Annotated in this window: 23 protein-coding genes; 16 read left to right on the top strand and 7 right to left on the bottom strand. The window is 36.5% G+C overall.

Annotated elements, in window-relative coordinates:
- The first annotated feature begins 203 nt into the window (after positions 1 to 203).
- The 10 genes from ACIP9C_RS18715 (at position 204) to ACIP9C_RS18670 (ending at position 10,190) form a co-directional block, all read left to right on the top strand.
- On the top strand, positions 204 to 2,567 hold the full coding sequence (locus ACIP9C_RS18715) for a penicillin acylase family protein (protein WP_401013018.1): 2,364 nt from the start codon (positions 204 to 206) through the stop codon (positions 2,565 to 2,567).
- A 411-nt stretch (positions 2,568 to 2,978) separates the two neighbouring features.
- Positions 2,979 to 3,350: an ArsR/SmtB family transcription factor gene (locus ACIP9C_RS18710; RefSeq protein WP_401013016.1), complete on the top strand. Its 372-nt coding sequence runs from the start codon at positions 2,979 to 2,981 to the stop codon at positions 3,348 to 3,350.
- A complete protein-coding gene (locus ACIP9C_RS18705; RefSeq protein WP_401013014.1) occupies positions 3,331 to 5,454 on the top strand; it encodes a heavy metal translocating P-type ATPase in 2,124 nt (707 codons plus the stop codon). Before ACIP9C_RS18710 ends, ACIP9C_RS18705 begins: the two co-directional genes overlap by 20 nt.
- A 170-nt stretch (positions 5,455 to 5,624) precedes the next feature.
- Positions 5,625 to 5,903, top strand: coding sequence for a late competence development ComFB family protein (locus tag ACIP9C_RS18700; RefSeq protein ID WP_401013012.1), 279 nt, complete (start codon positions 5,625 to 5,627; stop codon positions 5,901 to 5,903).
- Between the two features lie 140 nt (positions 5,904 to 6,043).
- A complete protein-coding gene (gene mntR / locus ACIP9C_RS18695; RefSeq protein ID WP_173479397.1) occupies positions 6,044 to 6,463 on the top strand; it encodes a transcriptional regulator MntR in 420 nt (139 codons plus the stop codon).
- Positions 6,464 to 6,643: 180 nt separating this feature from the next.
- On the top strand, positions 6,644 to 7,501 hold the full coding sequence (locus tag ACIP9C_RS18690; protein ID WP_401013010.1) for a CvfB family protein: 858 nt from the start codon (positions 6,644 to 6,646) through the stop codon (positions 7,499 to 7,501).
- A 133-nt stretch (positions 7,502 to 7,634) separates the two neighbouring features.
- Positions 7,635 to 8,549: a DUF1002 domain-containing protein gene (locus tag ACIP9C_RS18685; protein ID WP_401013008.1), complete on the top strand. Its 915-nt coding sequence runs from the start codon at positions 7,635 to 7,637 to the stop codon at positions 8,547 to 8,549.
- 193 nt (positions 8,550 to 8,742) lie between these two features.
- Positions 8,743 to 9,024, top strand: coding sequence for a GNAT family N-acetyltransferase (locus tag ACIP9C_RS18680; RefSeq protein WP_401013006.1), 282 nt, complete (start codon positions 8,743 to 8,745; stop codon positions 9,022 to 9,024).
- A 329-nt stretch (positions 9,025 to 9,353) separates the two neighbouring features.
- Positions 9,354 to 9,803 (top strand): GNAT family N-acetyltransferase, encoded by a 450-nt coding sequence (locus tag ACIP9C_RS18675; protein ID WP_401013004.1) that lies wholly within the window; start codon positions 9,354 to 9,356, stop codon positions 9,801 to 9,803.
- A 75-nt stretch (positions 9,804 to 9,878) separates the two neighbouring features.
- Entirely contained in the window at positions 9,879 to 10,190 is a 312-nt protein-coding gene (locus ACIP9C_RS18670; protein WP_340822027.1) for a hypothetical protein, read from the top strand.
- A gap of 198 nt (positions 10,191 to 10,388) precedes the next feature.
- On the opposite strand, the gene ACIP9C_RS18665 is transcribed toward ACIP9C_RS18670, so the two are convergent.
- From ACIP9C_RS18665 to ACIP9C_RS18655, 3 genes are all read right to left on the bottom strand, one after another.
- Complete coding sequence (locus ACIP9C_RS18665; protein WP_401013002.1) at positions 10,389 to 11,540, bottom strand: MFS transporter; 1,152 nt, start codon at positions 11,538 to 11,540, stop codon at positions 10,389 to 10,391.
- A gap of 106 nt (positions 11,541 to 11,646) precedes the next feature.
- Complete coding sequence (gene scpC, locus ACIP9C_RS18660; RefSeq protein ID WP_401013000.1) at positions 11,647 to 13,167, bottom strand: succinyl-CoA:acetate CoA-transferase ScpC; 1,521 nt, start codon at positions 13,165 to 13,167, stop codon at positions 11,647 to 11,649.
- A 295-nt stretch (positions 13,168 to 13,462) separates the two neighbouring features.
- A complete protein-coding gene (locus ACIP9C_RS18655) occupies positions 13,463 to 14,113 on the bottom strand; it encodes a LytTR family DNA-binding domain-containing protein (protein WP_173479405.1) in 651 nt (216 codons plus the stop codon).
- A 504-nt stretch (positions 14,114 to 14,617) separates the two neighbouring features.
- Here ACIP9C_RS18655 and ACIP9C_RS18650 point away from each other — a divergent pair.
- The 4 genes from ACIP9C_RS18650 (at position 14,618) to ACIP9C_RS18635 (ending at position 17,821) form a co-directional block, all read left to right on the top strand.
- Positions 14,618 to 15,412 (top strand): helix-turn-helix transcriptional regulator, encoded by a 795-nt coding sequence (locus ACIP9C_RS18650; RefSeq protein WP_173479406.1) that lies wholly within the window; start codon positions 14,618 to 14,620, stop codon positions 15,410 to 15,412.
- A 228-nt stretch (positions 15,413 to 15,640) separates the two neighbouring features.
- Positions 15,641 to 16,402, top strand: coding sequence for a membrane protein insertase YidC (yidC, locus tag ACIP9C_RS18645; protein WP_401012997.1), 762 nt, complete (start codon positions 15,641 to 15,643; stop codon positions 16,400 to 16,402).
- Between the two features lie 56 nt (positions 16,403 to 16,458).
- Positions 16,459 to 16,707: a hypothetical protein gene (locus tag ACIP9C_RS18640; RefSeq protein WP_401012995.1), complete on the top strand. Its 249-nt coding sequence runs from the start codon at positions 16,459 to 16,461 to the stop codon at positions 16,705 to 16,707.
- Between the two features lie 343 nt (positions 16,708 to 17,050).
- Positions 17,051 to 17,821, top strand: coding sequence for a M15 family metallopeptidase (locus tag ACIP9C_RS18635; RefSeq protein WP_401012993.1), 771 nt, complete (start codon positions 17,051 to 17,053; stop codon positions 17,819 to 17,821).
- A gap of 202 nt (positions 17,822 to 18,023) precedes the next feature.
- On the opposite strand, the gene cls is transcribed toward ACIP9C_RS18635, so the two are convergent.
- The 3 genes from cls to ACIP9C_RS18620 form a co-directional block, all read right to left on the bottom strand.
- Positions 18,024 to 19,481 (bottom strand): cardiolipin synthase, encoded by a 1,458-nt coding sequence (gene cls / locus ACIP9C_RS18630; RefSeq protein ID WP_401012991.1) that lies wholly within the window; start codon positions 19,479 to 19,481, stop codon positions 18,024 to 18,026.
- A gap of 295 nt (positions 19,482 to 19,776) precedes the next feature.
- A complete protein-coding gene (locus ACIP9C_RS18625; protein ID WP_401012989.1) occupies positions 19,777 to 20,574 on the bottom strand; it encodes a YwqG family protein in 798 nt (265 codons plus the stop codon).
- 97 nt (positions 20,575 to 20,671) lie between these two features.
- Entirely contained in the window at positions 20,672 to 21,832 is a 1,161-nt protein-coding gene (locus ACIP9C_RS18620) for an MFS transporter (RefSeq protein WP_401012987.1), read from the bottom strand.
- Positions 21,833 to 22,308: 476 nt separating this feature from the next.
- Between ACIP9C_RS18620 and ACIP9C_RS18615 the strand changes: the two genes are divergently transcribed.
- On the top strand, positions 22,309 to 22,446 hold the full coding sequence (locus ACIP9C_RS18615; protein WP_004232019.1) for an Lmo0850 family protein: 138 nt from the start codon (positions 22,309 to 22,311) through the stop codon (positions 22,444 to 22,446).
- 69 nt (positions 22,447 to 22,515) lie between these two features.
- Here the strand turns inward: ACIP9C_RS18615 and ACIP9C_RS18610 are convergent, their stop codons facing one another.
- Positions 22,516 to 23,703, bottom strand: coding sequence for an FtsW/RodA/SpoVE family cell cycle protein (locus tag ACIP9C_RS18610; RefSeq protein ID WP_401012985.1), 1,188 nt, complete (start codon positions 23,701 to 23,703; stop codon positions 22,516 to 22,518).
- 172 nt (positions 23,704 to 23,875) lie between these two features.
- On the opposite strand from ACIP9C_RS18610, the gene ACIP9C_RS18605 reads away from it, so the two are divergent.
- Positions 23,876 to 24,628: a hypothetical protein gene (locus ACIP9C_RS18605; protein WP_340822042.1), complete on the top strand. Its 753-nt coding sequence runs from the start codon at positions 23,876 to 23,878 to the stop codon at positions 24,626 to 24,628.
- The last annotated feature ends 118 nt before the right edge of the window (positions 24,629 to 24,746 follow it).

The raw sequence follows: 24,746 nt of genomic DNA, 5'->3' as shown, positions 1-24,746 counted from the left end.
GCACTTTAGGTGGGCACTTTTGGTGAACCGTATTATCCATTAGGAAATACGGTTTTTTGTTTGTATAAAAAGATAACTTGAATAGATGTAGAAAAAAAGTGCGTAATACAGCAAAATCCGATAAAAGTTGAGGTTATTCTGAGTGTAGAAAAGGATTTGAGAAGACAAATAAAGAATATATTGCTTATAGAGGGGGTTGTAAGGTGAGAAAGTTGAAGTGGAAAAAGTGGTTATTGGCAATCGCTGGTGTGTTGGTGGTAGTCGCAATAACATCTGTTATTGTCTTTACATGGTTTATGAATAAATCAAAACCGATTATTGATGGAGAGCTCGCTGTTAGCATGCTCGATCAAGATGTGACCGTGACAAGGGATGACAAAGGGGTTCCTCATATATTTGCCGAGACAGATGCGGATTTGTATCGGGCACAAGGCTATGTACAAGCGCAGGATCGTCTGTTTCAAATGGATTTAGCACGTAGGCAGGCTAGTGGCCGCCTGTCAGAAATCATTGGCGAGGCAACGATTGAGACAGATAAGCATTTTCGTACATTTAGTCTTCGTAATGCTGCTGAGAAATCATTAGCAGCGTATGATTCAGATAGCAAGCAAGTTCTTGAATGGTTTGCAGAGGGCGTAAACGCCTTTATAGAAGAGGCGAAGAGTACGAATACGCTAAGCTATGAATTTGCGTTACTAGGTTACGAGCCAGAAGAATGGACTGTTGTAGACTCTTTAACAATTGGAAAATATATGGCCTATGATTTAGGTGGAAATTGGAATACGCTTGCCTTCCGCCATTGGGCTTTACAAAACTTTGATGAAGAAAAGGCAAAGGAATTATTTATTACGTATCCTGAAAATGCATCATCGATTATCGAGGCAAATAAAGAAAATCCAGTGTCTGTGGTAGGGCAGTTTAATGCTGAGTTATTGCCCAATGAATTTAATGGCAGTAATAACTGGGTTGTATCTGGCGATAAAACAAAGTCAGGAAAGCCAATTTTAGCTGATGACCCTCACTTAGGGTTAAGTACACCATCTATTTGGTATCAAATGCATTTACAATCACCAGATCTAAATGTAAGTGGTGTAATATTTGCGGGAATTCCAGGGATTATTTTAGGTCATAACGACGAAATTGCATGGGGGGTAACGAATGTAGGTCCTGATGTACAGGATTTATATATTGAAATTCCGAATCCAGATAATCCAACACAATTCCGCTATGACGGTGAGTGGGAACAAGCAGAGGTACGTGACGAGTCAATAAAGGTAAAGGATGGAGAAACGGTAGACTTTGAAGTAATTGTTACACGCCATGGCCCAATTATGACAGATTTAGTGTTTAAGGAAACTGAGCCTTCAGCCCAATTTTCAATGCAGTGGACAGCACTTCAACCAACTGCTGAATTAAGAGCGGTGCTTGGTTTTAATAAGTCGAAATCTTGGAGTGACTTTGAGAAGGCTTTAGAAGATTTTAAAGCACCCGCGCAAAACTTTGTTTTTGCATCTAAGGATGGCACGATAGCTTATAAAGCTAACGGCCAAATTCCACTGCGAAAGCAAGGGGATGGACAATTACCAGTACCTGGTGACTCAAGTGATTATGGCTGGGAAGGCTTTATTCCTTGGGATGAGTTACCGACTGTTGTCAATCCAGAAGAAGGATTTATTGCAACAGCAAATAATGAGGTTATTGGCGACGAATATCCATATCATATTACTGATTTTTGGGCGCAGCCTTATCGCTTTGAACGGATTAAGGAAGTGTTAGAAGCGAATGATTCAATAACAGTTGAGGATATGATGAATCTGCAAATGGATCAGCATAATCTATATGCACGTGAATTTTTACCCGATTTATTATCGTCTATTAAAAAGATGGATAAGGGTGGGAAGTATACGGAAGTGATTACTTTGTTAGAGGATTGGAACATGGTGGATGCCAAAGATTTAGGAGCTCCATTAGTGTTCCATACGTTAATGGTGCAATTACAAGAAGTATTGTTTAAAGAACAGATGCCAGAAGATATGTATAAAATGATGTACGGTAAATTTAATATTACTGATCAGCTTTTACGTAAAGCATATGCAGGGGAGAAAAGTATTTGGATGGAAGAGCAAGGTGGTGTAGATGCCACAGTTTTTGAGGCGTTAGAGCGCACTGTTACACAAATTGAAAATCAGTTCGGGAAAAATGTATCGAAATGGCAATGGGGTGACTTCCACCAACTAACGTTTGATCATACATTAGGCAGTGCTTCGCCGATACTTGCTGCATACTTTAATGCTAAGAAGGTTCCGGTTGGTGGCTCGAAGGTGACGGTGCAGGCAGCCGATAATGATTTAGCAGGCAACGTTAATCACGGTGCATCATGGCGTTTTGTTGCTGATGTAGGTGATTTAAGCTCTGCTTACCATATTGTAGGACCTGGCCAAAGCGGTCACGTGAAATCGGATTGGTATCAAGATCAAGTAATGGACTGGGCAAATGGTAATTATCATGAAACGTTTGTCAAAAAGGAAGATATTAAGGGTAAAACTGTATTATTAAAATCGCAATAATAGATAAGAGAATCAGCGCAAGTTTTTTATGCGCTGATTTTTTGTTGAGCGGAAAGTACCTGTTTAGAAGGTGCCATGCACCCAAACAATTTATATAACATCCTAAGTAAAAATCCACGTAGACTCCTGCCGGAAAGCACAGAGCGTAAGTCGCAACAATCCGCGCGTTAGCGAGGGTTGCAGCTTACTCGTGCCCAGGGAAAGCGGAGTAGATTTTTACGATTTAGGAGCCACTACTATGTTAGAAATCTAAGTGAGGTGCCAGGCACCCAAACAATTCCCAAACAATTCGCAAACAATTTATTATACTTTCGTGATAGTAATCATATACATTCAAATGACTGTTTGAATATGATGGAATATTATGCTATATTAAAAACAATCAAACGAATATTTGAATGAGGTGAGGAAATGACAAAAGAAGTATGTGAAGTGACACATATTAATGAACAAGCGGTCACAAAGGTACAGCAACAAATGCCAGACTTATCAGGTGTAGCCAAATTTTTAAAGGCATTATCTGATGAAACAAGACTCAAAATAGCATATGCCTTAACAGTAGAGGATGAATTGTGTGTTTGTGATGTTGCAACAATAATAGGTTCATCTGTAGCGACAGCATCGCATCATTTACGATATTTAAAAGAACATAGTTTAGCGAAATCGCATCGTAAGGGGAAGCAAATGTATTACGCTTTAGCCGACGAGCATGTATACCAAATTGTAACGATTGCCTGTGAACATGCGAAAGAAGGGATTGCCAATGGCAGTGATACCAAGTAAGCAAGAGTATCGTCTACAAAACTTATCCTGTGCTAGCTGTGCAGCTAAATTCGAAAAAAATGTAAAAGCTCTTCCCGACGTTCAAGATGCACAAGTGAACTTTGGGGCTTCTAAAATAATGATTGTAGGAGCAGTTAGTGTTGATCAAATAGAAGAAGCAGGGGCATTTGATGGCATTAAAGTTTCACAATCTGGGGCAAAAGCAAGTGAAGCAACAATTCCTTTTTATAAGAAAGTGGAGAACATATTAGCTAGTGTCTCACTGCTATTCGTTATAGTTGGTTATCTATTATCTTCTGTTCGTGGAGAAGAAGACTTGTTGACGATTGCTATGTTTATCATTGCGATTATTGTTGGCGGGGTAAAGATTTTTAAAACAGGCTTCCGCAATCTTGCACGATTAGAATTTGATATGAAAACCCTTATGACCATTGCAATAATTGGTGCTGCAATAATTGGTGAGTGGGAAGAAGCGGCCGTTGTTGTCTTTTTATTCGCAGTGAGTGAGGCACTTGAAGCATATTCAATGGATAAGGCGCGTCAATCAATTCGTCAGCTAATGGATATTGCTCCGCCTACTGCCACTATTAAACGAGCGCATGGTGAGCACTTCCACGAGATGGAATTGGCAACAGAACAAATTGAAATTGGCGATATTTTAATGGTGAAACCTGGTCAAAAAATTGCAATGGATGGCATTGTAATCACGGGGTTATCTGCCGTTAATCAGGCAGCCATTACAGGTGAATCAATTCCTGTCAATAAATCAGTCGGTGACGAGGTATTTGCAGGAACGTTGAATGAGGAAGGTGCATTAGAGGTACGTGTAACGAAACGTGTAGAGGATACAACGATTGCGAAGATTATTCATTTAGTGGAAGAGGCGCAGGCAGAAAAGGCCCCATCACAACAATTTGTAGATCGTTTTGCTAAATACTATACACCAGCAATCATGCTTGTGGCGCTTCTTGTAGCGATCGTTCCACCTTTATTTGTTGGGGATTGGCAACACTGGATTTATCAAGGGTTGGCAGTTCTTGTTGTTGGTTGCCCATGTGCGCTTGTTGTTTCCACACCAGTGGCAATCGTAACTGCTATCGGGAATGCTGCAAGACAAGGCGTTCTTATAAAAGGTGGTATCCATTTAGAGCAATTAGGTCATATAGATGCAGTTGCATTTGATAAAACAGGGACATTAACAAAAGGAACGCCTGTCGTAACAGATATTGTTACACAGAAGGGATTGCTAGAGAATGATGTATTACAGCTTGTAGCAGCAGTTGAAAAGCAATCTCAGCATCCATTAGCAAAAGCTATATTGAAGGCGTTACATGATAAAGAGCTGACAGCGCTGGTTCCAACAGATTTTCAATCCGTAACTGGTAAGGGTGCTTATGCAACGGTAGACGGTCAGAAAGTTTACGTGGGTAGTATGAATTGGATTTTATCGTTAGCGACAGTTGATGATACGATAAATGAACAGGTTAATAAACTTCAAAAGCAGGGTAAGACAGTAGTAGCAGCTGTTAGTGATGGCAAGTTTATAGGATTAATAGCCATTGCTGATCAATTGCGTGCGGAAAGTAAGAATGTGCTAGAAAAGTTAAGTGCTTTAAAGGTGAAGCATACTGTGATGCTAACAGGAGATGCCAAATCAACTGCCGAAGCAATTGCCTCTACATTAGGAATGAGCGATGTGAGAGCAGGATTACTTCCAGCCGAAAAACTCTCTGCTATTAAAGAAATACGTACGAAATACGGAGCTGTCGCAATGGTCGGAGATGGTGTAAATGATGCGCCAGCATTGGCTTCGGCTAATGTAGGGATTGCAATGGGTGGCGCAGGTACAGATGCCGCATTGGAGACAGCTGACATTGCACTAATGGGTGACGATTTAACAAAATTACCGTATACGATAGCTTTAAGCAGAAAAACATTACGAATTATTAAAGAAAACATTATATTTGCACTAGCTTTAAAATTAATTGCCCTATTACTCGTTATCCCAGGGTTGTTAACATTATGGATTGCCATTTTTGCAGATATGGGTGCAACATTACTCGTTGTTTTCAATTCTTTAAGGCTTATTAAAACGAGAAAATAATAGGTACAAAGATGTGTGTCATTTTTCTCTGTAGGTAATTAATCGTTCCAATGTTTATTTATTATTGTTGTATAGATGCTACTAGCGATTCTTGAAAAGCGTTAAAATTAACGATATTATTAATGGAGGAAAAATGTAACAATACATTATAAATGAGGCGAAAGTTTTATATGTCAGAACCTATTTTGGTAAATGTTACAGAGGAAATTGTGCGTGGTTTAGTAAGTTTTCTACTTCGGGGACCAGAATATCAAACATTTTGTAAATGTCAAAACTGCGAATTTGATACAGTGGCACTTGCATTAAATGCTTTGGCTAGTAAGTATGTTACATCTATGGAAGCGCGAGATGAAGCATTTAAAGTGTTGAATACTCCTGAAAATATCGAGTTGATTAACAGAGAAATTATTCATGCATTACATGTGGTAAATAAGTATCCTCGACATTAAAAAGAGCCCACTTCTATAGTGAAGTAGGCTTTTTTTATGTTTCAAAGAAGTGTTTATCTTGGATATGTATTTTCAGTTAACTTTTAAGGCAAGCTTGTAGTAAACTAGAGAGTAAGAATAGGAAAGAGAGGGAATAAGATATGCCAACACCTAGTATGGAGGACCACATCGAACAAATATATTTATTGATCGCTAATAAAGGGTATGCTCGAGTGTCTGACATTGCTGAAGCATTATCTGTTCTTCCTTCTTCTGTTACTAAGATGGTTCAAAAATTAGATAAAGACGGTTATTTAGTTTATGAAAAATATCGTGGACTTACATTGACGCCAAGAGGAGAACAACTTGGGAAACGTCTTGTGCAGCGACATGAACTGCTAGAACAATTTTTGCGAATCATTGGTGTAGATGAAGAGCGTATTTACAATGATGTAGAAGGAATAGAGCATCATTTGAGTTGGAATTCAATTGATCGTATTGCGGAACTTGTGCAAGTAATGGAAGAAAATCCAGACATCGCAAAAAAATTAGAAGCATCAAGAAAACAGCACAATCTATAAGATAGAACATTCATCTTTGGGGGTTACGACGACTGTTATGGATAATTTATTCTCCATGTTAGAGACGATGCTTATATGACCAATATTGTGTAAACTTGTGCTCGTTGCTTTGAAGTATATGCATTAAGAACGGAATTATATATTTTGCGAAATTGATGGTATGAAGGAAAGGAAGACATTATGAACGAATTAAAATCAGGTGAAGTTGTTACTTTAACAGTGTTAGAGCAACAAGCATCGAAATGGATCTTAACAAATGGGGTAGTTGAACTGCCATTAAATGCTTCTGAGGTAACAGAACCACTAGCTGTAGGGGATCGTCTTGAAGTGTTTTTATTTGCGGATCGACGTGGTGATTTAGCAGCTACTACTGCTATTCCAGCATTTGCACAAGGCGAATACGGCTGGGCTCGAGTTCTTCGTGTTGTAGAGCATGAAGGTGCTTTTGTAGATATTGGTACTTCGCGTGAAGTGCTTGTCAAAGCAGAGGATTTACCTGCTGTTAAAGAAGTATGGCCAGAACCGGGTGACCATGTATTTATGACATTACGAACAGATCGAAATGGAGATTTATTTGGTCGTTTAGTAACGGAAGAAAAGATTTTGGAGCTATTCGAAGGTGCATTTGAAGATATGCACAATAAAAATATTACAGCTCGTCCATATCGTTTATTACCAGTAGGCACATTTTTACTAGGGGTAGATCAACCATATCGTATTTTCGTGCATGAAACAGAACGCTATGAGGAACCACGTCTTGGACAAGATGTAGATGTACGTATTATTGATATAAAAGATGATGGCTCAATGAATGGGTCTCTTTTACCTCGAAAACACGAGCGCATCACAGGAGATGCACAGCAAATTTTAAGCTACTTGCAAGATGTCGGTGGTAAAATGCCATTTAGTGATAAGTCTTCACCAGATGAAATTAAAGAAATGTTTAATATGAGTAAAGCAGCATTTAAACGTGCACTTGGTACACTTATGAAGGCCGGTAAAGTGAAACAGCAAAATGGCTGGACAGAAGAAATTTAATTTCTTTAAAAAATATATAGAAATGACGAGAAACATGCCTGAAACCTTCTCGTCATTTTTTCGTACTAATAATTGTATAATGACATACATTATACAGGCTAAATGATTTTTCTAGCGAAAGGGGTCACACAATTTGAAAAAAACATGGGGGAAAATACTAGTAGCAACGATGCTAGTGTTTGGTGTGCTGGCACCAACAACGGGATATGCAGCAGACAATACACCACCGAAAGCAATTGATGAAAAATTAGGTGTACCAATTGTCGTATATGGCGCAAACCTATCTGAAGCCGAAAAAGAATCTGTAAAAAAATCGTTAAAAGTAAATGAAGATCCTGAAGTTGAGGAAATAACAGTCTCAGGGAATGACTTAGCTAAATACATTAAAGATAGTAATTCAAGCTCACGTATGTATTCTTCTGCAAAAATTACGCGTAAGGATGCGGGAAAAGGCTTAGTTATCGAAATTGTCACACCATCAAACATTACACAAGTAACTTCAGAAATGTATGCAAATGCAATGCTGACAGCAGGTATTGAGGATGCTACGGTTCAAGTAGCAGCACCAAAGCCTGTAACAGGCCACTCTGCGCTTGTAGGTATTTATAAAGCCTATGAGGTAACAACAGGCGAAACGTTAGATATAGACCGTACAGACGTTGCCAATGAAGAATTATCAGTAGCAACGAAACTAGCTGATTCTGCTGGTGTAGATGATGCAAAGGTTGCGGAATTACTTACAGAAATAAAAAAACAAATAGCTGAAGTAAAGCCAGAAACACGTGAAGATGTTGAAAAAATTGTTCAAGAGCAGCTAGATAAGCTAGAAGTAAATTTAAGCGAAAAAGATCGTCAGCTACTAGTTGACCTGATGGACAAAATTAGTAACCTAGATATAGATTTTAGTAAATGGTCCGATCAACTAAATGATATTAGTAATACATTGCAAGAGAAGTTTGGCGCATTGATGGAAGATGAAGGCTTCTGGACGAGCGTGAAAAATTTCTTTGCAAATTTAAAGGATACAATTTCAACATGGTTTAACTAAATGAAAGAGCGCTCTGCCATAAGGTAATAGTGCTTCAGACTGTAGACAAAGTCAAAAATATTTGGCTTGTTTATAGTCTTTTTTTATATAAACAAAATGATGTTCCGTCAGTGCGTGAATACGAAACGATATCTACTATTTTTGTAAAAATGCAAATAGCTATGGTACTATGAAAAAAAAGGAGTGGTGAGAAATGGAATTCCAATTACAAAATGTAACGGAAAACAAACTGGCTTTTGTTTATAAGCAGGATGGGGAACAGTTAGCGGAAATTACATGGAAACAGGAAGGTCAAGTAATGGTCATGGATCACACCTACGTTTCAGATAAGCTTCGTGGTCAAGGGGTAGCAAAAAAATTATTAGATCGTGCTGCAGATTACGCTCGTGAAAATAAGTATAAAATGGTAGCTGTTTGTTCATATGTAGTCGCAGCATTTGAAAAATCGGATGCTTATGATGATGTAAAACAATAAAAAATAAAGCAATCTGCTACATAGCTTCGAGCTATAATGCGGATTGCTTTTTAGGTTGAATGTAGAAATTTTTCATTGCACATATTATAAAAAAAGGACACTGTAAATAAGTACTGTTAAGAAGCCTGCTCCTCCAACTAACGAAGCCATATCTACCCAATCATAAACTAAATCTAAATCTTTCATAAAAGACATCCTCCTATCGTTTGTATTATTGTATTATTTCCCTCATATTGTCAGTACTAATCATATATAAGTACAAAATAATAAAGAATTACGAAAAAATATTAAGAATTATGTGATAATAACGAGTAGGAGAGTGATTGCGAATGTCTTGGAAAATACAGACGTACGATGAATTAACGACGGAAGAACTGTATAAAATTATTCAGCTACGAGTAAATGTTTTTATAGTTGAGCAACAAACATGCTATGAGGATTTGGATAACCATGATCAAAACTCTATACATATATCATATGTGGAGAATGGAAAATTATGCGCATATTCGCGTATATTGCCTCCAGGTGAAAAATTTGAAATGGCCTCAATTGGGCGAGTTATTACTAGTCAGGAGATGCGTGGGACAGGGCTAGGTAAAGAAATGATTCAATTAGCATTAGAAACAATCGAGCAGCGATGGCCAGGTTCTGAAATATTTATTCAGGCTCAGGAATACTTAAAAAATTTTTATGGTTCCTTTGGCTTTCAACAAGTCTCAGCGCCATATATTTACGATAGCTTGCCACATTTAGATATGCTATATCAAGCAAAAAAATAATGTTTAGTCCTCTTCGAATAGGGAATAGCTATAGTATAAGGCTAGTTTCTATATTATTTTTAGGAGGGATTTATTATGGCAAAGCGTAAAGGAACAGGTGTTGTGCTTGCTGGATTAGCAGGATTTGCAGCATCTTATTTAAGTAAAAAAGAAAACCGTGATAAAGCATGTGAAATGTTCAACAGTGCAAAATCCAAACTTGAATCTTTTCTGAATACTTCGAATGTAAATATGGATGATAGAATTGCGGAACGTGTAACAGCTGAAGTAGCAACAGAAGCAGGGACAGCGCCTACAAAGCTAGCTTCAAACGAGATGGTTTCCGAAGGCGGAGGACATACAGGTGTTCATTTCTACAATGAAGAAATACAAGAAAAAGAAAAATAATAAAAAACCTTCTCATTTAGCTTTGAGAAGGTTTTTTAAAGTGCCAGGCACTTAAACAATTCTGAATTTAAAAACCCACGTAGACTCCTGCGGGAACATTACAGAACGTAAGAAGCCGCAATCCGCGCTGTAGCGGCTTACTCTGCGCCCGCGGAAAGCGAAGTGGGCTTTTACGAAATAGGTAATCCAATAGTTTGTTTATAGCGAATTAAGGGGTAGCCCCTTTTTATTGGGAATAAGGGTAACACCAGCGAAAGTGATTAACACAATTCCTGTGAAGATGAATCCGCTGACTACACCAAGTGATAACCATCCGAGTAATGAGGAGCCTAACACTACTCCTAATGAAAAGAAGGCATAAAAATAACCGTATGCTTTTCCGCGGATTTCAACAGTCGTAGAGTCAATTAATAGTGAATTCACAGACGGGAATAATAAACCGAAGCCAATGCCGTAACAAGCCATTGCTATATAAAGTAACGTACTCGAATCAGCCTGACTAATCAGTATTTGACTTAAGCCCATTAAAGCAATACCAAGCGATAATGTTTTAACGGGAGCTACTTTATCAAAAATGCGATTACTCGGCAATATAAATACAAGTACAGCAACAATACCGAAAGCACTCATTAAAGTACCGCTTAAGCGTGAATCAAAACCTAAAGATTGAACCTTTAAAGGTAGTAAATAGGCGATGACACCTTGTGAAAACATTAAAAAGAATGCGCCAGTGAAAGCCTTTAACGTACCTACATTATTAAAAAATACACTAATTGGGATATAGGTTTTAGAAGAAGTCTTTTCTTTTTTTACTTTATTAGAGTTCAGTAAAAAGAAAGAAAGGATACCTAACAGTAGCATAAAACTTGCAGTAATATTAAAGACAAAAGGTACACTTGTACGACTTGCTAGGATACCACTAAAAGCTGGGCCGATAATGGCTGCAATTCCTACAAATGCTCCGGAAATCGCACTGCCTTTGCCCCGTTTCTCTTGCTCGGTAGCATTAGCTAAAAAAGTAAAAGCAGCAGGGACAATAAAACCAGCAACTAGTCCATGAATAAAGCGGACTATTAATAGGGCAAGTGGTGCTTCTACTAAATTATATAATGTTAGCGAGAGTCCTGTTGTTAAAAGACCGATAATTAAAATGATAAAGGGTCCCTTACGATCGGTTAAAAAACCGGAAATAATATTTCCGAACGTATTAGAAAGTGAATACATACCAACGGCAAGGCCAGTTAAAAAGGCAGATGCACCTAAAGATTCTGCATATGTACTCATTACAGGAAGCTGAGTAAATAGGTCAAAAAATGAAAAGAATATAATCAAATAGATAAACTTTTTCATAACTCCTCCACTACAAATTACGACATAGTGGGTTTATTATACCATTTTCGACAAAAAAAGAATGCCTAATAAGTGGAACTTATTAGACATTCGATAAAGAATAATATTAAGCTTTAGCAATTTCTTTTTTCATTGTTTTGTTTTTCGCAAGGTTTACGTGCCAAGAAAGAGCCTCTTCTAAAATATGAGGAGTTTGTTGGTTACCTGTTGCTTCGATAGCACGGTTGTAGTAATCCCATAATTGTTCCTTGTAATCTGGGTGTGCACAGTTTTCAATAATTAAAGGTACACGTTCTTTTGGTGCTAAACCACGTAAGTCAGCAATACCTTGCTCAGTGATGATTACATCTACATCATGCTCAGTGTGGTCTACGTGAGAAACCATTGGTACGATTGAAGAAATCGCTCCGCCTTTTGCATAAGATTTTGTTACGAAAATACCAAGACGTGCATTACGTGCGAAGTCTCCTGAACCACCGATACCATTCATCATACGAGTACCTGATACGTGAGTTGAGTTTACGTTACCGTAAATATCTAACTCAAGAGCAGTGTTGATTGAAATTAATCCTAATCGACGGATAAGCTCAGGGTGGTTAGATATTTCTTGTGGACGTAAGCAAATTTTATCAGCATATTTTTCTAAATTGCCGTATACTTTTTTCTGTAATTCTTCAGTAAGTGTAATTGAAGTAGCAGCTGCGAATTTAACTTTACCAGCGTCGATTAAGTTAAATACAGCGTCTTGTAGCACTTCTGAAGCAACTACTAAATCTTCGAATTCAGAATCTGCAAAGCCATCAAGTACAGCATTTGCAACAGAACCTACGCCAGATTGTAATGGCATTAATTGATTTGTTAAACGACCCGCTTTAATTTCATCACGGAAGAAGTCTAATAGAATGTTAGCCATTGTTTGTGTTTCTTCATCTGGTGGTACGATTAATGAAGGAGCATCTGGCTCTTCAGAAATAACAATCGCTTTAATTTTAGCCGGATCAACTTTGATACCGATTTCACCAATGCGTTGCATAGCATCTGTCATTGGAATTGCTTCACGATTACCTTGTTCTCCAGGCACATAAATATCATGGATACCTACTAAAGCTTCTGGATGAGAAATGTTTAACTCAATAATAATATTTTCTGCGTATTGAGCAAAGATTGGTGAGTTACCTACAGAGTTTGTTGGGATAATATAACCATCTTCTGTAATAGCAACTGCTTCAAGAATTAGATATTTAATTGGCCCGATAATTCCTTGACGCACTAACTCAGCATTATGAGAAAGGTGAGCGTCTACATATAGGACATCGCCAGAGTTAATTAAGTTACGGATACCAGAGTCTCCTTGGAATGGTCCGCGTTTACGAATTGCACCAGCTTCAGCTAAGTATTTATCTACTTCTGGACCTAATGATGCGCCTGTGTATACATCAATTTTAAATTCTTCATTTTTTGCACGTTCAACTAATGCCATTGGAACTACTTTTGCATCCCCAGCGCGAGTAAAACCACTCATACCAACTACATCACCGTTAGAAATAAGTGCTGCTGCTGCTTCAGCAGTAACAATTTTACTTTCAAGTTCTTTTAAACCTAGGCGTTTTTGAATATTTGCATCCATAAAAAAATCCTCCCCTAAATCATTTTGATGGAAACCGATTACAAAACTAGAAAAAACCTGTATGAATTTTCTGTTTATTCAGTTGTAGTATGACTCCAACCATTTGATTAATACTATCACCAATTTGTCACAAAAACTTTATAATTAGCATTAAATTAAGTAAACAAAGAAAAAACGAGCGGAAGGTTGATTTTTCGACAGAGAAAACGTTTTATTGTAGAGCTGAGGTTTCCAGCTTTAAATAAAAAAGTACAGCAAGCTATCTTAAAGAAGATATTTGCTGTACTAGAGAAAATTAGAAGCCTAAAGAACGACGGAAATAACTTGCGTAACGTTGACTAACAGGGATACGCGTACCATCTTTCATTATTAATAAGAAAGTTGAGTGTGAATCTGGTTGAATTTCATCAATGTAATCAATGTTTACAATATAAGAACGGTGACATCTAATAAATGAGTCAGGTGCTAAAAATAGCTCAAGATCACTTAAATTTAAACGGTGATAGCCTTCTCGTCCCATTGTTTTAACAAATGTTTTACGAAGCTGTGTTTCAAGATAAATGACTTGATCATGCTTAATTGGATACCAACAATCATCGATTTTAATCGTGATATAGTTTGTTAAAAATGCAGATGGCTTTTGCGGGAAGATGGCTGTGATAGCACCTTTTGTTTCGCCTTCTTCCATTAAAGGGATACTCATACCATAGTAAGCAACACCAAATACATCAGGTTCGATATACGTGCTGATTTTTTGATTATAGCTTAAAGCCTTATGTGCAGCTGAACCTTCTTTAATCGGATCACCTGGCTTAATTTTTAAATCAACCTTTTTGCTCGGTTGGTAGTACAAGTATTCATTTGTATCAGAAATTGCGATTGAAGTATTCTCAGGGAAAAACTCCTTAATAATCTCCATGATTTCTTCTATTTGTTTTGGATCCACTATTAGCACCTCGTTTTAACTTTTAAAAATAGTATTATCATCTATTTTACTACATATTCGTATAAATTATATAGAGAAGATTTCGGAATAAAATAGAGATATGTCGATTGCTAAAATAAAAAGTAGGAAAAACACTTACATAATATTCATTATAGAGTAATTAATTACTAATTATTTTTATTATGTATATGGTAAAATTTAAATGTCTATTAATAAGTTTACAAGGTTTCAACTATCTTTATATGATAAATAAGAACTAGAATGATGTACAAAATGTGGTTGAAAGGAAATCGCAGAATATGGTAAAATTCACTGTAAAGTATATTTTTTTTAATAATGGTGTTTAAGGTGGGTTATTTTTAAGCTACATTCAATATATAATTGTGTAATAGGACTCAATTCATACGATAAATAAGTAAATACTTTTTTCTTATTTTGAAATTGTAATTCGATGTCAAATATTGTAATGTAATTCGTGCACTCTGAGGAAAGATGGGGAAGATTATGCAACTACATCAACATTCTATGTCCGAAACGATATCAAAAAGATACTTCCAAGAAATCGATAATATTAACCAATATGTCGGTGTAGAAGAATTTTTTAATATTGAGTCAAAGTTAATATTTGAAATTTATCATTTAGAATCTGCGAAGGCAAAAAAATCTTTGCATGAATTAATTGATATTCTTTCTATACGTTTTGGCAAGCAAGTCATTAAAATTGTGAGAGGTTATTTTTCTGTGTTAGCGTCGATTGTTGCTCGTAAATTGCTAGACAATCAAGTACCTTCAAAGAAAGCCTTTGCTTTTAATATTGCTTGTAATGATATGATTGAAAACCAAATGAAAGACGCTGAATTTTTGCAATTTGCTGATGATTTAATTGATTTCTTTGTCTATTTTATCGCAGATAGAAAACAACCGACTTTCCGTCATCAGACAGTCAACAAAGTGATTATGTATATAAATGATGAGTTAGAAAATGATCTGACGGTAGAAAGTATCGCGAATAACTTCCATATTAGTACTAGTCACTTATCACGTATTTTTAGAGAACATGTGGGCATAACATTGGTTGAATATTTAAATGTTCGTCGAGTAGAAGAATCACAATATTACTTACGTCATACAAATAAAAGCATTACGTCAATCTCAGACCAATTCCATTTTTGTAATCAGAGCTACTTTACACGTATTTTTAAAAAATACACAGGTGTAACGCCTAAACATTTCCGTGATGAGTTACACCATGAATTTTATCGTTTTGAAATGAACGAGACTGAGATGCAAAACGTATAATTATAATCTTGGACATGGAATGACTGGCGCTAAATATAGAAACATACTGTAAGATGCGATCGTATTAGCGATGCTAAAGCGCGCATCTTTTTTATTTGAAATGATCGCCATAGTTACAAACTCACAATAACATCTAGGAAGAATTGATAAGTAGCGCTTGCTATTTGATAAAGATAGTCTCTATAAGGTATACTTCACATTAGTTGAAAAATAATAGTAGGTGGAAAAATGAAAAATTTGAAGCTATTATCAATGCTTGGTCTTGTTGTTTTTGTATTAAGCGGCTGTCAAGCAGTTGAGAACAAAGAAGGCTTTTTCTATAGTGTTTTTGTAAAACCTATGGAATTTTTACTGGAGTTTTTCGGAAATGATATTTTTTCAGGTAGCTATGGTTTAGCGATTATCGCCATTACGGTCCTTATCCGTTTAATCCTAATGCCGATTATGTTGAAAAACTATCGTCAGCAACAATTGATGAAATCGAAAATGGATGCCTTCAAACCTGAAATGGAAGCTGTTCAGAAAAAAATGAAGGAAGCAAAGACAAAAGAAGAACAAATGCAATATCAACAAGAAATGATGGCATTGTACTCAAAACACGGTGTGAATCCATTGAATATGGGTTGTTTACCAATGTTAATTCAAATGCCAATCATTATGGGTCTTTACTTCTCAATTTTATATTCTGCCGATGTGAAATCACATGAGTTTTTATGGTTTAGCTTAGGTTCACCAGACATTGTTATGACAATTATTGCAGGGATCGTTTATTTAGTACAAGCACGTGTATCTTTATGGACTGTACCTGAGCAACAAAAAAAGCAAATGAAAATGTTTATTTACATTTCGCCAATTATGATTGTCTTTATTTCTATGTCCTCTATGGCAGCTCTACCTCTTTACTGGTCTGTCAGCGGTGCATTACTAATTCTTCAAACATATATTGGTCGAAAATATTATTCGGAGCATCCCGAAAAAGCAAAATCATAAATGAATTTATGTCGAGGCGCTTATGTAGCCTCGATTTTTTTTAGGAGGAAAACAGAATGAACACAAAATGGATATCATCAATACTCGTGGCAATTTTTAGTATCGCTGCAATTGTATGCATTGTTTTAGGAAACTTCAATTTTGCTGTATTAGCGATGACAATAATGTTTGCCATGTCTAATGGTTTCAGAGCGAAAAGCTTTAAAGAGCAGGGATATATTAAAGAGGCAAAATGGATGAAGTATATGTCTATCTTTTTCTCCATAGCTTCAATTGTTGTCCTTATTATCATTTTTACAGAATAATAGTGAAAAGCTTCACTTAAAAATGTGAACAGTGATAAAATAAAACTATCAAATTAAAATGTTTTAACTTGCTTTAGCAGAAGTACTCCACTTCAATAAGTGGGGGATGAATAGAATTGGCACTGAAATCTATGGGGGTTCAAATCCTTGCTGAACCAAGTTAAAAGCCCCGGCGGATGTCACAGATTTTTTAGATGTACTTTTCGAGCAGGCTAGAAAAAAATCTGGACGCCATTACGCCGAGGCGTAATTGATTAAAGGTCTTAGGGTTGCTCAAACTCCCGATGAAACGACCTATCTGGTAGTTTAGCAACCCTGTATCTGTACAAAAGGGGCAAAAAAAGTGAAAAAAAGTCGTTTACCACTTATTATTGGCGCTGTTATTTCAGTGGCATTGATTGTTTCTATTTTTGTAGTGATAAACTATAAAAATAGCCAAGTAAATGTAGCGTCTGATGAGGAACAACCAGTAGCACAAAAAGGCAAAGAAGATGAGCCAACAAAAGAACAACCAAAAACACCTGATAATACATCTGAGCCTCAAGAACAGCCGGATGAAAACGGCTATTATCCAAATCAAACTATCCCAACAGAGCCTACTTATATTGATGGTATTTTATTAGCAAATAAAAGATATCCACTACCATCAACATTTGCTCCTGGTGAAAGTCCAGAGGCTCGTCAAGCGTTAAATAAGATGATTGCAGAAGCGAAGCAACAGGGCTTTAACTTAGTAGCATTTAGTGGATATCGTTCTTACGAATATCAAACAACATTATATAACAACTATGTTAAACGTGATGGTCAGGCTGCAGCAGACCGCTATAGTGCGCGACCAGGTTTTTCTGAGCATCAAACAGGCTTAGCATTTGATATTGGTGAAGTTGGCAAAGATGATTTATGGCTGACTGAGGAATTTGGAGAAACTCCAGCAGGGCAATGGTTATTTGATAATGCTGCGCAATTTGGTTTCATTTTACGATTCCCTCAAAACAAAGAAGACATTACAGGTTACATGTATGAATCATGGCATTACCGTTACGTTGGAGTCGACATTGCGAAAAAAATTAAAGAACAAAACCTTACTTTAGAAGAATATTTAGGCGTGAAGTAAAATAGAAGACTACTATCGTTGATTTCCACTACAGGCGGGCGCCTTCCGCTCCAATCAACTGACCGCGTTGAAAGGGAATCCCATTTTTTGTTTATAAGCACCTTTAGCGGAAATCAACAGTATAGAAAAAGTGTTAGATTGATTGAAGTCAATCTAACACTTTTTTCTTTTGTCTCGGCATCTATTGAACATAATTAAGTAGCTACAATACTGGTGTGAGTAAGCGTGAAATAGATTCCTTAAACTTTATCATGCTCGAACGATTTTGATACATTTCCCAAGTTAATTCCGTGCAGTCAAAAATATCCTTTTCAAATAGCTCCGCTAACTGATGTGAAATCGTTGAATCGTAAATAAAAGCATTTACTTCGAAATTTAAACTGAAACTTCGTACATCGATATTGGCAGTTCCAACTGTAGAAGCCTCGTCGTCGATAATAATGGCTTTAGCATGAATAAATCCTTTTTCATAAATATAAACTTTTGCCCCAGCGCGCAGTAATTGTCCCACATAAGAGTATGTAGCCCAATAAACAAACATGTGGTCCGGTTTATTTGGAATCATTATACGAACATCAATACCTGAAAGCGTAGCAATTTTAATAGCATCTAAAAAGCTGACATCTGGAATGAAGTAAGGGGTTTGAATATAAATATATCTCTTGGCCATATTAATAAGCTTTAAATAACCAATTTTAATTTGCTCCCACTCAGAGTCTGGCCCGCTTGAAACAATTTGTAAGCCTACATTACCTTTTTTCGGAATAGCAGGGAAGTAGCGATCCGAATAGCCCATTTTTTGCTGTGCACAAGCTTGATTCCAATCTAGAAGAAAGCGTGTTTGCAACGGATGGACGGCACTACCTTCGATACGTAAATGTGTATCTCTCCAATAGCCAAATTTCTTTTGAAGTCCAAGGTATTCATCTCCTACATTAAAGCCCCCAATATAACCAATACGACCATCAATTACTACGATTTTACGGTGATTTCTGAAATTTAGACGTGGATTAAGTAGTGGGAATATTGAAGGGAAGAACACTTCAACCTCACCGCCCGCTTCAAGAAGTTCTTTGAAATGTCTTCTTTTAACATTACGTGAGCCCATTTCATCATACAAGAGCCTTACTTTAACGCCTTGTTTTGCCTTTTTAATCATTGCGTCGACGAGACGCGTACCTAAATTGTCTAAACGAAAGATGTAATATTGAATGTGGATATGATCTTTTGCTGCTTCGATATCTTTTATAAGCTGTTCAAATTTGTCTGCACCATCATCGAAAATAGAAATATGGTTGTCTTGTGTTAATACGGCATTATTCGTTTTTAAATGCATGTAAATCATCTCTTTATAATTTTCAGCATTTTCAATACGAAACTCAAATGTATCATCTCGAATCGTATCAATTTGATAGCTAATCAGATTATCAATCCCAATATCCTTGCGCCCTTCCCAACGAAACAAATGTTTCTTCCGCAGTTGCCTGCCGACTAGTAAATATAAAATAAATCCAACTAATGGCAAGAAAAATAGGACAAGAATCCATGCCCATGTAGAAGTGGCATCTTTACGCTCTAAAAAAATTATGGTCATCGCTGATAAGATGTTAAAGATTAATACTAAAGGTACTAGATATTCTACATCTGTAAAAATGCTCATTCCTGCACCCCTCTACTATTTTTCATATAATACTTAGTATAGCCTACTTTTCGGGTGGAAAGAAAGAAGAGTCCGCTATTTGTTGTCACCATAGAAAAGATTACCCCAAAATAGGAAGAGGTAATCCGTGCGCTACTATAAATGAAAGTGTATAAATAAACGATGCTTAGATTCGTGCTGTATAGGCAACGGGCAAACTATAACGTAAAACCGGCAAGCCTCCCCTGTGGTATGGCTTGCCGGTTTTGACTATTGTAGATAAGCCCTTCTAAAGAGAAGGGAACATCTTACTAGCTTATGAATAACATTCCCATTGAAATAGTATATCGGAAAAATCTTGTTGTAGAAGTTTTTCACGATTGATAAAAAACTTCCCTACGCCGCTATCCGCCCACATAATACCGAACTCATCATTAGAATCAATTTGTAGTAAAAGTACATCATATCGTTGTAAAAGCTGAGACGCATGTCGAATGTCCTCTTCTAAAAAATATGCATAACCACCTATCTTCGCCCCCGCACCTAAAAAATGCTGTAAATAAATTTCATACAAATTAACATCATAATTTAAAGTTGCTATTAGGCTAGGTAAATAATGCACAGCACGATAATCTAACGCAGAAACAGGTTCTTGCGTGTAGTGGAATTGTAATGCTAATTCCTCATTAATAGGAAACCAATTATTTGAGGATTGTGATAGGTTATTATGTGTTGGCATCGTTATTTTGGATTCTACTGTCGGGTAAAATCGTACCTTATAAAACTGTTGAAAAATGTCTTCTTTATAATGCGCTGCATTGGAAAAAATATTTGATGATATAAAAAACTGTAAAATACCTTGTGTAGGGAAGCCTTGTATGAGCGGTATTTCTGCAAAATTAATTTGAGCTAATAAACGCATAGATTCACCAGTAATATCCTTTGGAACTGTTTGATAATATGGTAAATAAGGTTCACCGGCAAATTTACTTTCTGTTAATGAAGTTGCTCGTTTAGATGGCGTAATAATAATCGCTGGAAGAAGCGAATCTTCAATTTCAGAACGTAATGGGTAGAGCTCTTTAGGTAGTGATAAATTTATCGTTTTGTTCATGCAGTGCCCTCCGAGTTTACACTTTCAAACATTGATGTCTTTAACTAACATAATCAAAAACGTCTGTTACTATAAGGTACGACATTTTGTAAGTAAATTATTCAAGGCGTAAAGTTTTATTTGATGCTTTATAAATAAATATTAAACTAATTGAGATAATGGCGATTGCTGCAGCAATGTAGTAGCCAAGATTCGATTCCATTGTGAATAACCATGTGAAGAATAGAGGACCGAGAATACGTCCTAAATTGTCCATAGAATAAGAAAGACCTGCTGCTGTTCCGTATTGGCCACCAGATTCTTTGGAGGATAGTGATACAACGCATGTTCTTGCAAGGGCATTTCCAGCTGTGAATACACAAAGAGCAAATCCTGCCATCAATAGATTGCCTGTTAAAGTAAATAAAAGCATACCGAGTGCAGTAACGATTTGAGCTCCGATAAGCCAAGAAGTTTCTGTACCATTTTTTATACGACGAACAACACCGCCTTGTATTGCTGCATCCACAAAACCACTAAACATAAATAAATAACCAATTTGCAATGGTGTTATTTGAATGCGATCAATTTGGAAAAGCTGGAAAGTTGCTTCTACTCCTGCGAGCATAAAAGTGACTAAAAAAGAGAACATAAATAAATAACGAACTCGGTATTGAAGCATTTTGCCAACACCTTTTGGTACAATTGCTCGTTTTGTTACATCTTTTCGTTTTTCTGGTTCTTTTAAGACGAAAATTGCATAAATAAATAATAGCGCAATTAAAACTGCTGATGCGATAAATGGTAGTTGCAAGCTATAATGACCTAGCATGCCACCAATTGCAGGACCGAAGATAAAACCTAGACCGATGGACATGCCCATTAAACCCATGTATTTATTACGATCTTCCTCGCTCGACATGTCACCGATAAAGCCTGTTACCGCTGTATACAGTGCACCTGAGAATAAGCCGCCAACTAAACGTGAGACGTAAAGCATTGTTAAATTATCAATAAACATTGAAAAGATAACGAAGCTGAGACTGAATCCCACCAATCCCGTTAAAATAAGCTGCTTTCGTCCGACTTTATCGGATAGCTTTCCCCAAAGTGGTGCAGTAAAAAAACTTGCAAGTGAATACACTGTCAGTAAACCGCCTACATGAATGTTTTGCCAGTCGTGTTGCACGATGACTTCTGGTAAGACTGGAATAATAATTCCGAAGCCTAAGTAGACGAGAAATTGCACTGACATTAAGAGTAAAATTGGTTTTATCATTTAATTTCCTGCTTTCTTACAATATTTCAGTATGTATATTCTACCTCTCTTGTTCTTGCTATTACAAGGAAACGTAGGTAATGCATTTTGTTGGGAACTGTAAAAAGTTTTTTAAATCGATTTTTATTTCGCTTAGCGGTTATTCCACAATATATATTTCTCCTTCCATTCCCTCCATTGGTAGAGGTTTTAACAGGTCCAAATATTCATATTGAATGGCGAAAAAAAATGAGGAACTACGAATAGAAGCAGTAAGATGTGTAAAGAATATAGTTATATCAAATCAGTTTATTTTTTGCCGTAAAAATTGGTCATTAAACATAATTTACATTGTAACAAAATTGAAAAATATTAAAGGCGAGTTAAATGGTATGATAGATAAAGATAAACTTGTCTGACATCTATAACATAGAAAATTGAAACTTTTTTGGAAATAAAACGTTATATAAAATCGAGGAAAGATTGAGGTGGAATGTATGACAAAGGAAGTAGATTTGAAAAAGATTGTTTCGAATTTATCGAAGTTGGGTGTGACTGCCACTGTAACGAAGTCTCGACTTGAACTTTTAAAAGTGCTCACACCACCAACGCAAACTCCGCAAGTTCAAGCTTAACTCGTTTTACAAAAAAAGAATGGATAGTCTTTGAAAATAAGACTACCCATTCTTTTTTTATTCAAGTTTTTAATCATCTTCATCATATGTTGTAAACATGTAAGTACGATAATGGAAGCGCATGCTAAAGACCAGTCCGATGGCAAGTGCATTCCCCATTAATGAACTTCCTCCATAACTAATGAACGGAAGCGGAATACCTGTAATTGGTAGTAATTGAATTGTCATACCGATATTTTCGAATACGTGGAACGTAATCATAGCAATAATCCCTGCACATACATAAGTTGAAAAAGGATCTTTTAACAATAGTGTTGTTTTCGTTAAATGATAGATTAACAAAAAGAAAATACAGATTACGATACTTGCGCCAATAAATCCCCATTCCTCACCAATGACAGTGAATATGAAGTCCGTATGATTTTCTGCTACATACACTTCGCGACCACGGAAACCTTTACCGAAAATTTCACCGGAACCTATAGCGTTTAAAGAAGTGATTAAATGGTAGCCATCACTAGATGAATAAGAATAAGGATCTAGCCAAGAATAAATTCTGGCAAACTGGTAAGCTTTAAATCCAAATGTTTTTTCTAAAAAGTCCTGCATATAAAGCGCCATCCAAAGGAGACTTCCTCCGATCGCTGCGCCACCTAAAAAAGTAGGTAATATAATCTTCCAAGAAATCCCTGCGACAATAACGAGTGCTGCAGTAATCGCAAAGAAAACAAGTGCAGAACCAAGGTCTGGCTGTTTCATAATAATACCAAGTGGTATAATCAACGTTATAGCGATTTTGCCTAGTAAAATGAAGTCGGATTTTACGGATCTTAAAGAATAGACTTCATGATGCTTACTAATAAGTCGGGCAAGTGCTAAAATATAAAAAGTTTTCATAAATTCGGAGGGCTGGATATTGCCGAGTGGTGTATGGAACCAGCTTTTTGCTCCATTTACAGGCTCACCAATTTGACCTTTTCCTTCCGGCATGAAAATAAGTAATACTAAAAGGGCGATCCCAGCTCCATACATATACCAAGCCATTTTTTTATATTGATCGGGTTCGAAAAACATAATGACACCGATAATAACTGCACCAATTACATACCACTGTAACTGCTTTGGCACGTAGTTGATACCGTATTGTCCAGAAGTTTGCGCAGATGCAATAGCTAACAAACTAATGACAAGAAAAGTGAAAAGTATAAAAGCGAGCGTCCAGTCAAAACGGTTCACGAAATTTCGTTTATTTTCCATAAAAGCCACCTAAAATAAAATAGTTTAAAGAGATGCGTATATACGCATGTTGAACATTAACATTATAACGCAAAAAACAATTTTACGCCTGAGTATATTGTTCTGACGACAAATAGCATAAAATGTTTCAAAAAATGATGATTAGTTTTATAATGAAGTGAAGAATGGGGTGATGGATGTGGCTAAGAAATTAAAGTCAGCTGAAGATTTTATGTATCATATATACGTTCATATGAACGATGTCGATAAATTTGTTATTTTTAGCGGGCTTAAGCTCTCGCAATTTGTGGCTGCTTTAGATCCACTGCATCACTTACTTTTACTTAAGCATTCCTATGAAGATGGATCATTTAATATGCATACACAGTTTGATTATGTACCTGATGAGGAGGTTCCTCGTTTTGTAAAAAAGGCTACAGAGTCAAAAGAATTGTGTTGGATAGATTTTATGGATGAAAAGAGGCTAGATCAGCTGACTGCGATGGAGCAGGGAGAACTGCTTTACATAAGCCATAAAAAAGAACCGATTACATCGCCATTTTTTAATAAATTGCAAAATCGGTTTGTTTATTGTTCTTCAGATGTAGAGAAAATGACAAAAATTTATTTTCGCCATTTAAGTGATTCGGATTTACTAGTTGCAAATGTCATCAATTCTTTAATTCGGGAGAAAGAGCGAAGCACGGGTTTTTGGCGACGTAAAGTAAAATCGAGTATTCCTTGTCTTACACCAGAATTTTTAAGAGCTTATCGTTCTTTTGCTAAGGACGGTGCATTGTTATCACTGTATCGCATCGAGAAGCCGAAAGCAGCATATGGTATAGAAATCCGAAACTTATCAGATTATTCCTTCCCAGATGAGGTCTGGGATGATTTAAATACAATTTTGAAAAACGAACACGATGAATTGATTCAAATTATTTAGCTCTATTTAGCAGGTATTCTACCAGCCAAATATGAAGGGAACCCAAGGAAGTGATAGTATGTCATTTACTTGGGTGACCAACTTTTGAATGAATAAGGCACTCAAATCTCACCGTAAT

The sequence above is a fragment of the Lysinibacillus sp. NPDC093210 genome (genome assembly GCF_044753985.1).
Lineage (GTDB): Bacteria > Bacillota > Bacilli > Bacillales_A > Planococcaceae > Lysinibacillus.
This window is presented reverse-complemented; position numbering and strand designations above follow the sequence as displayed.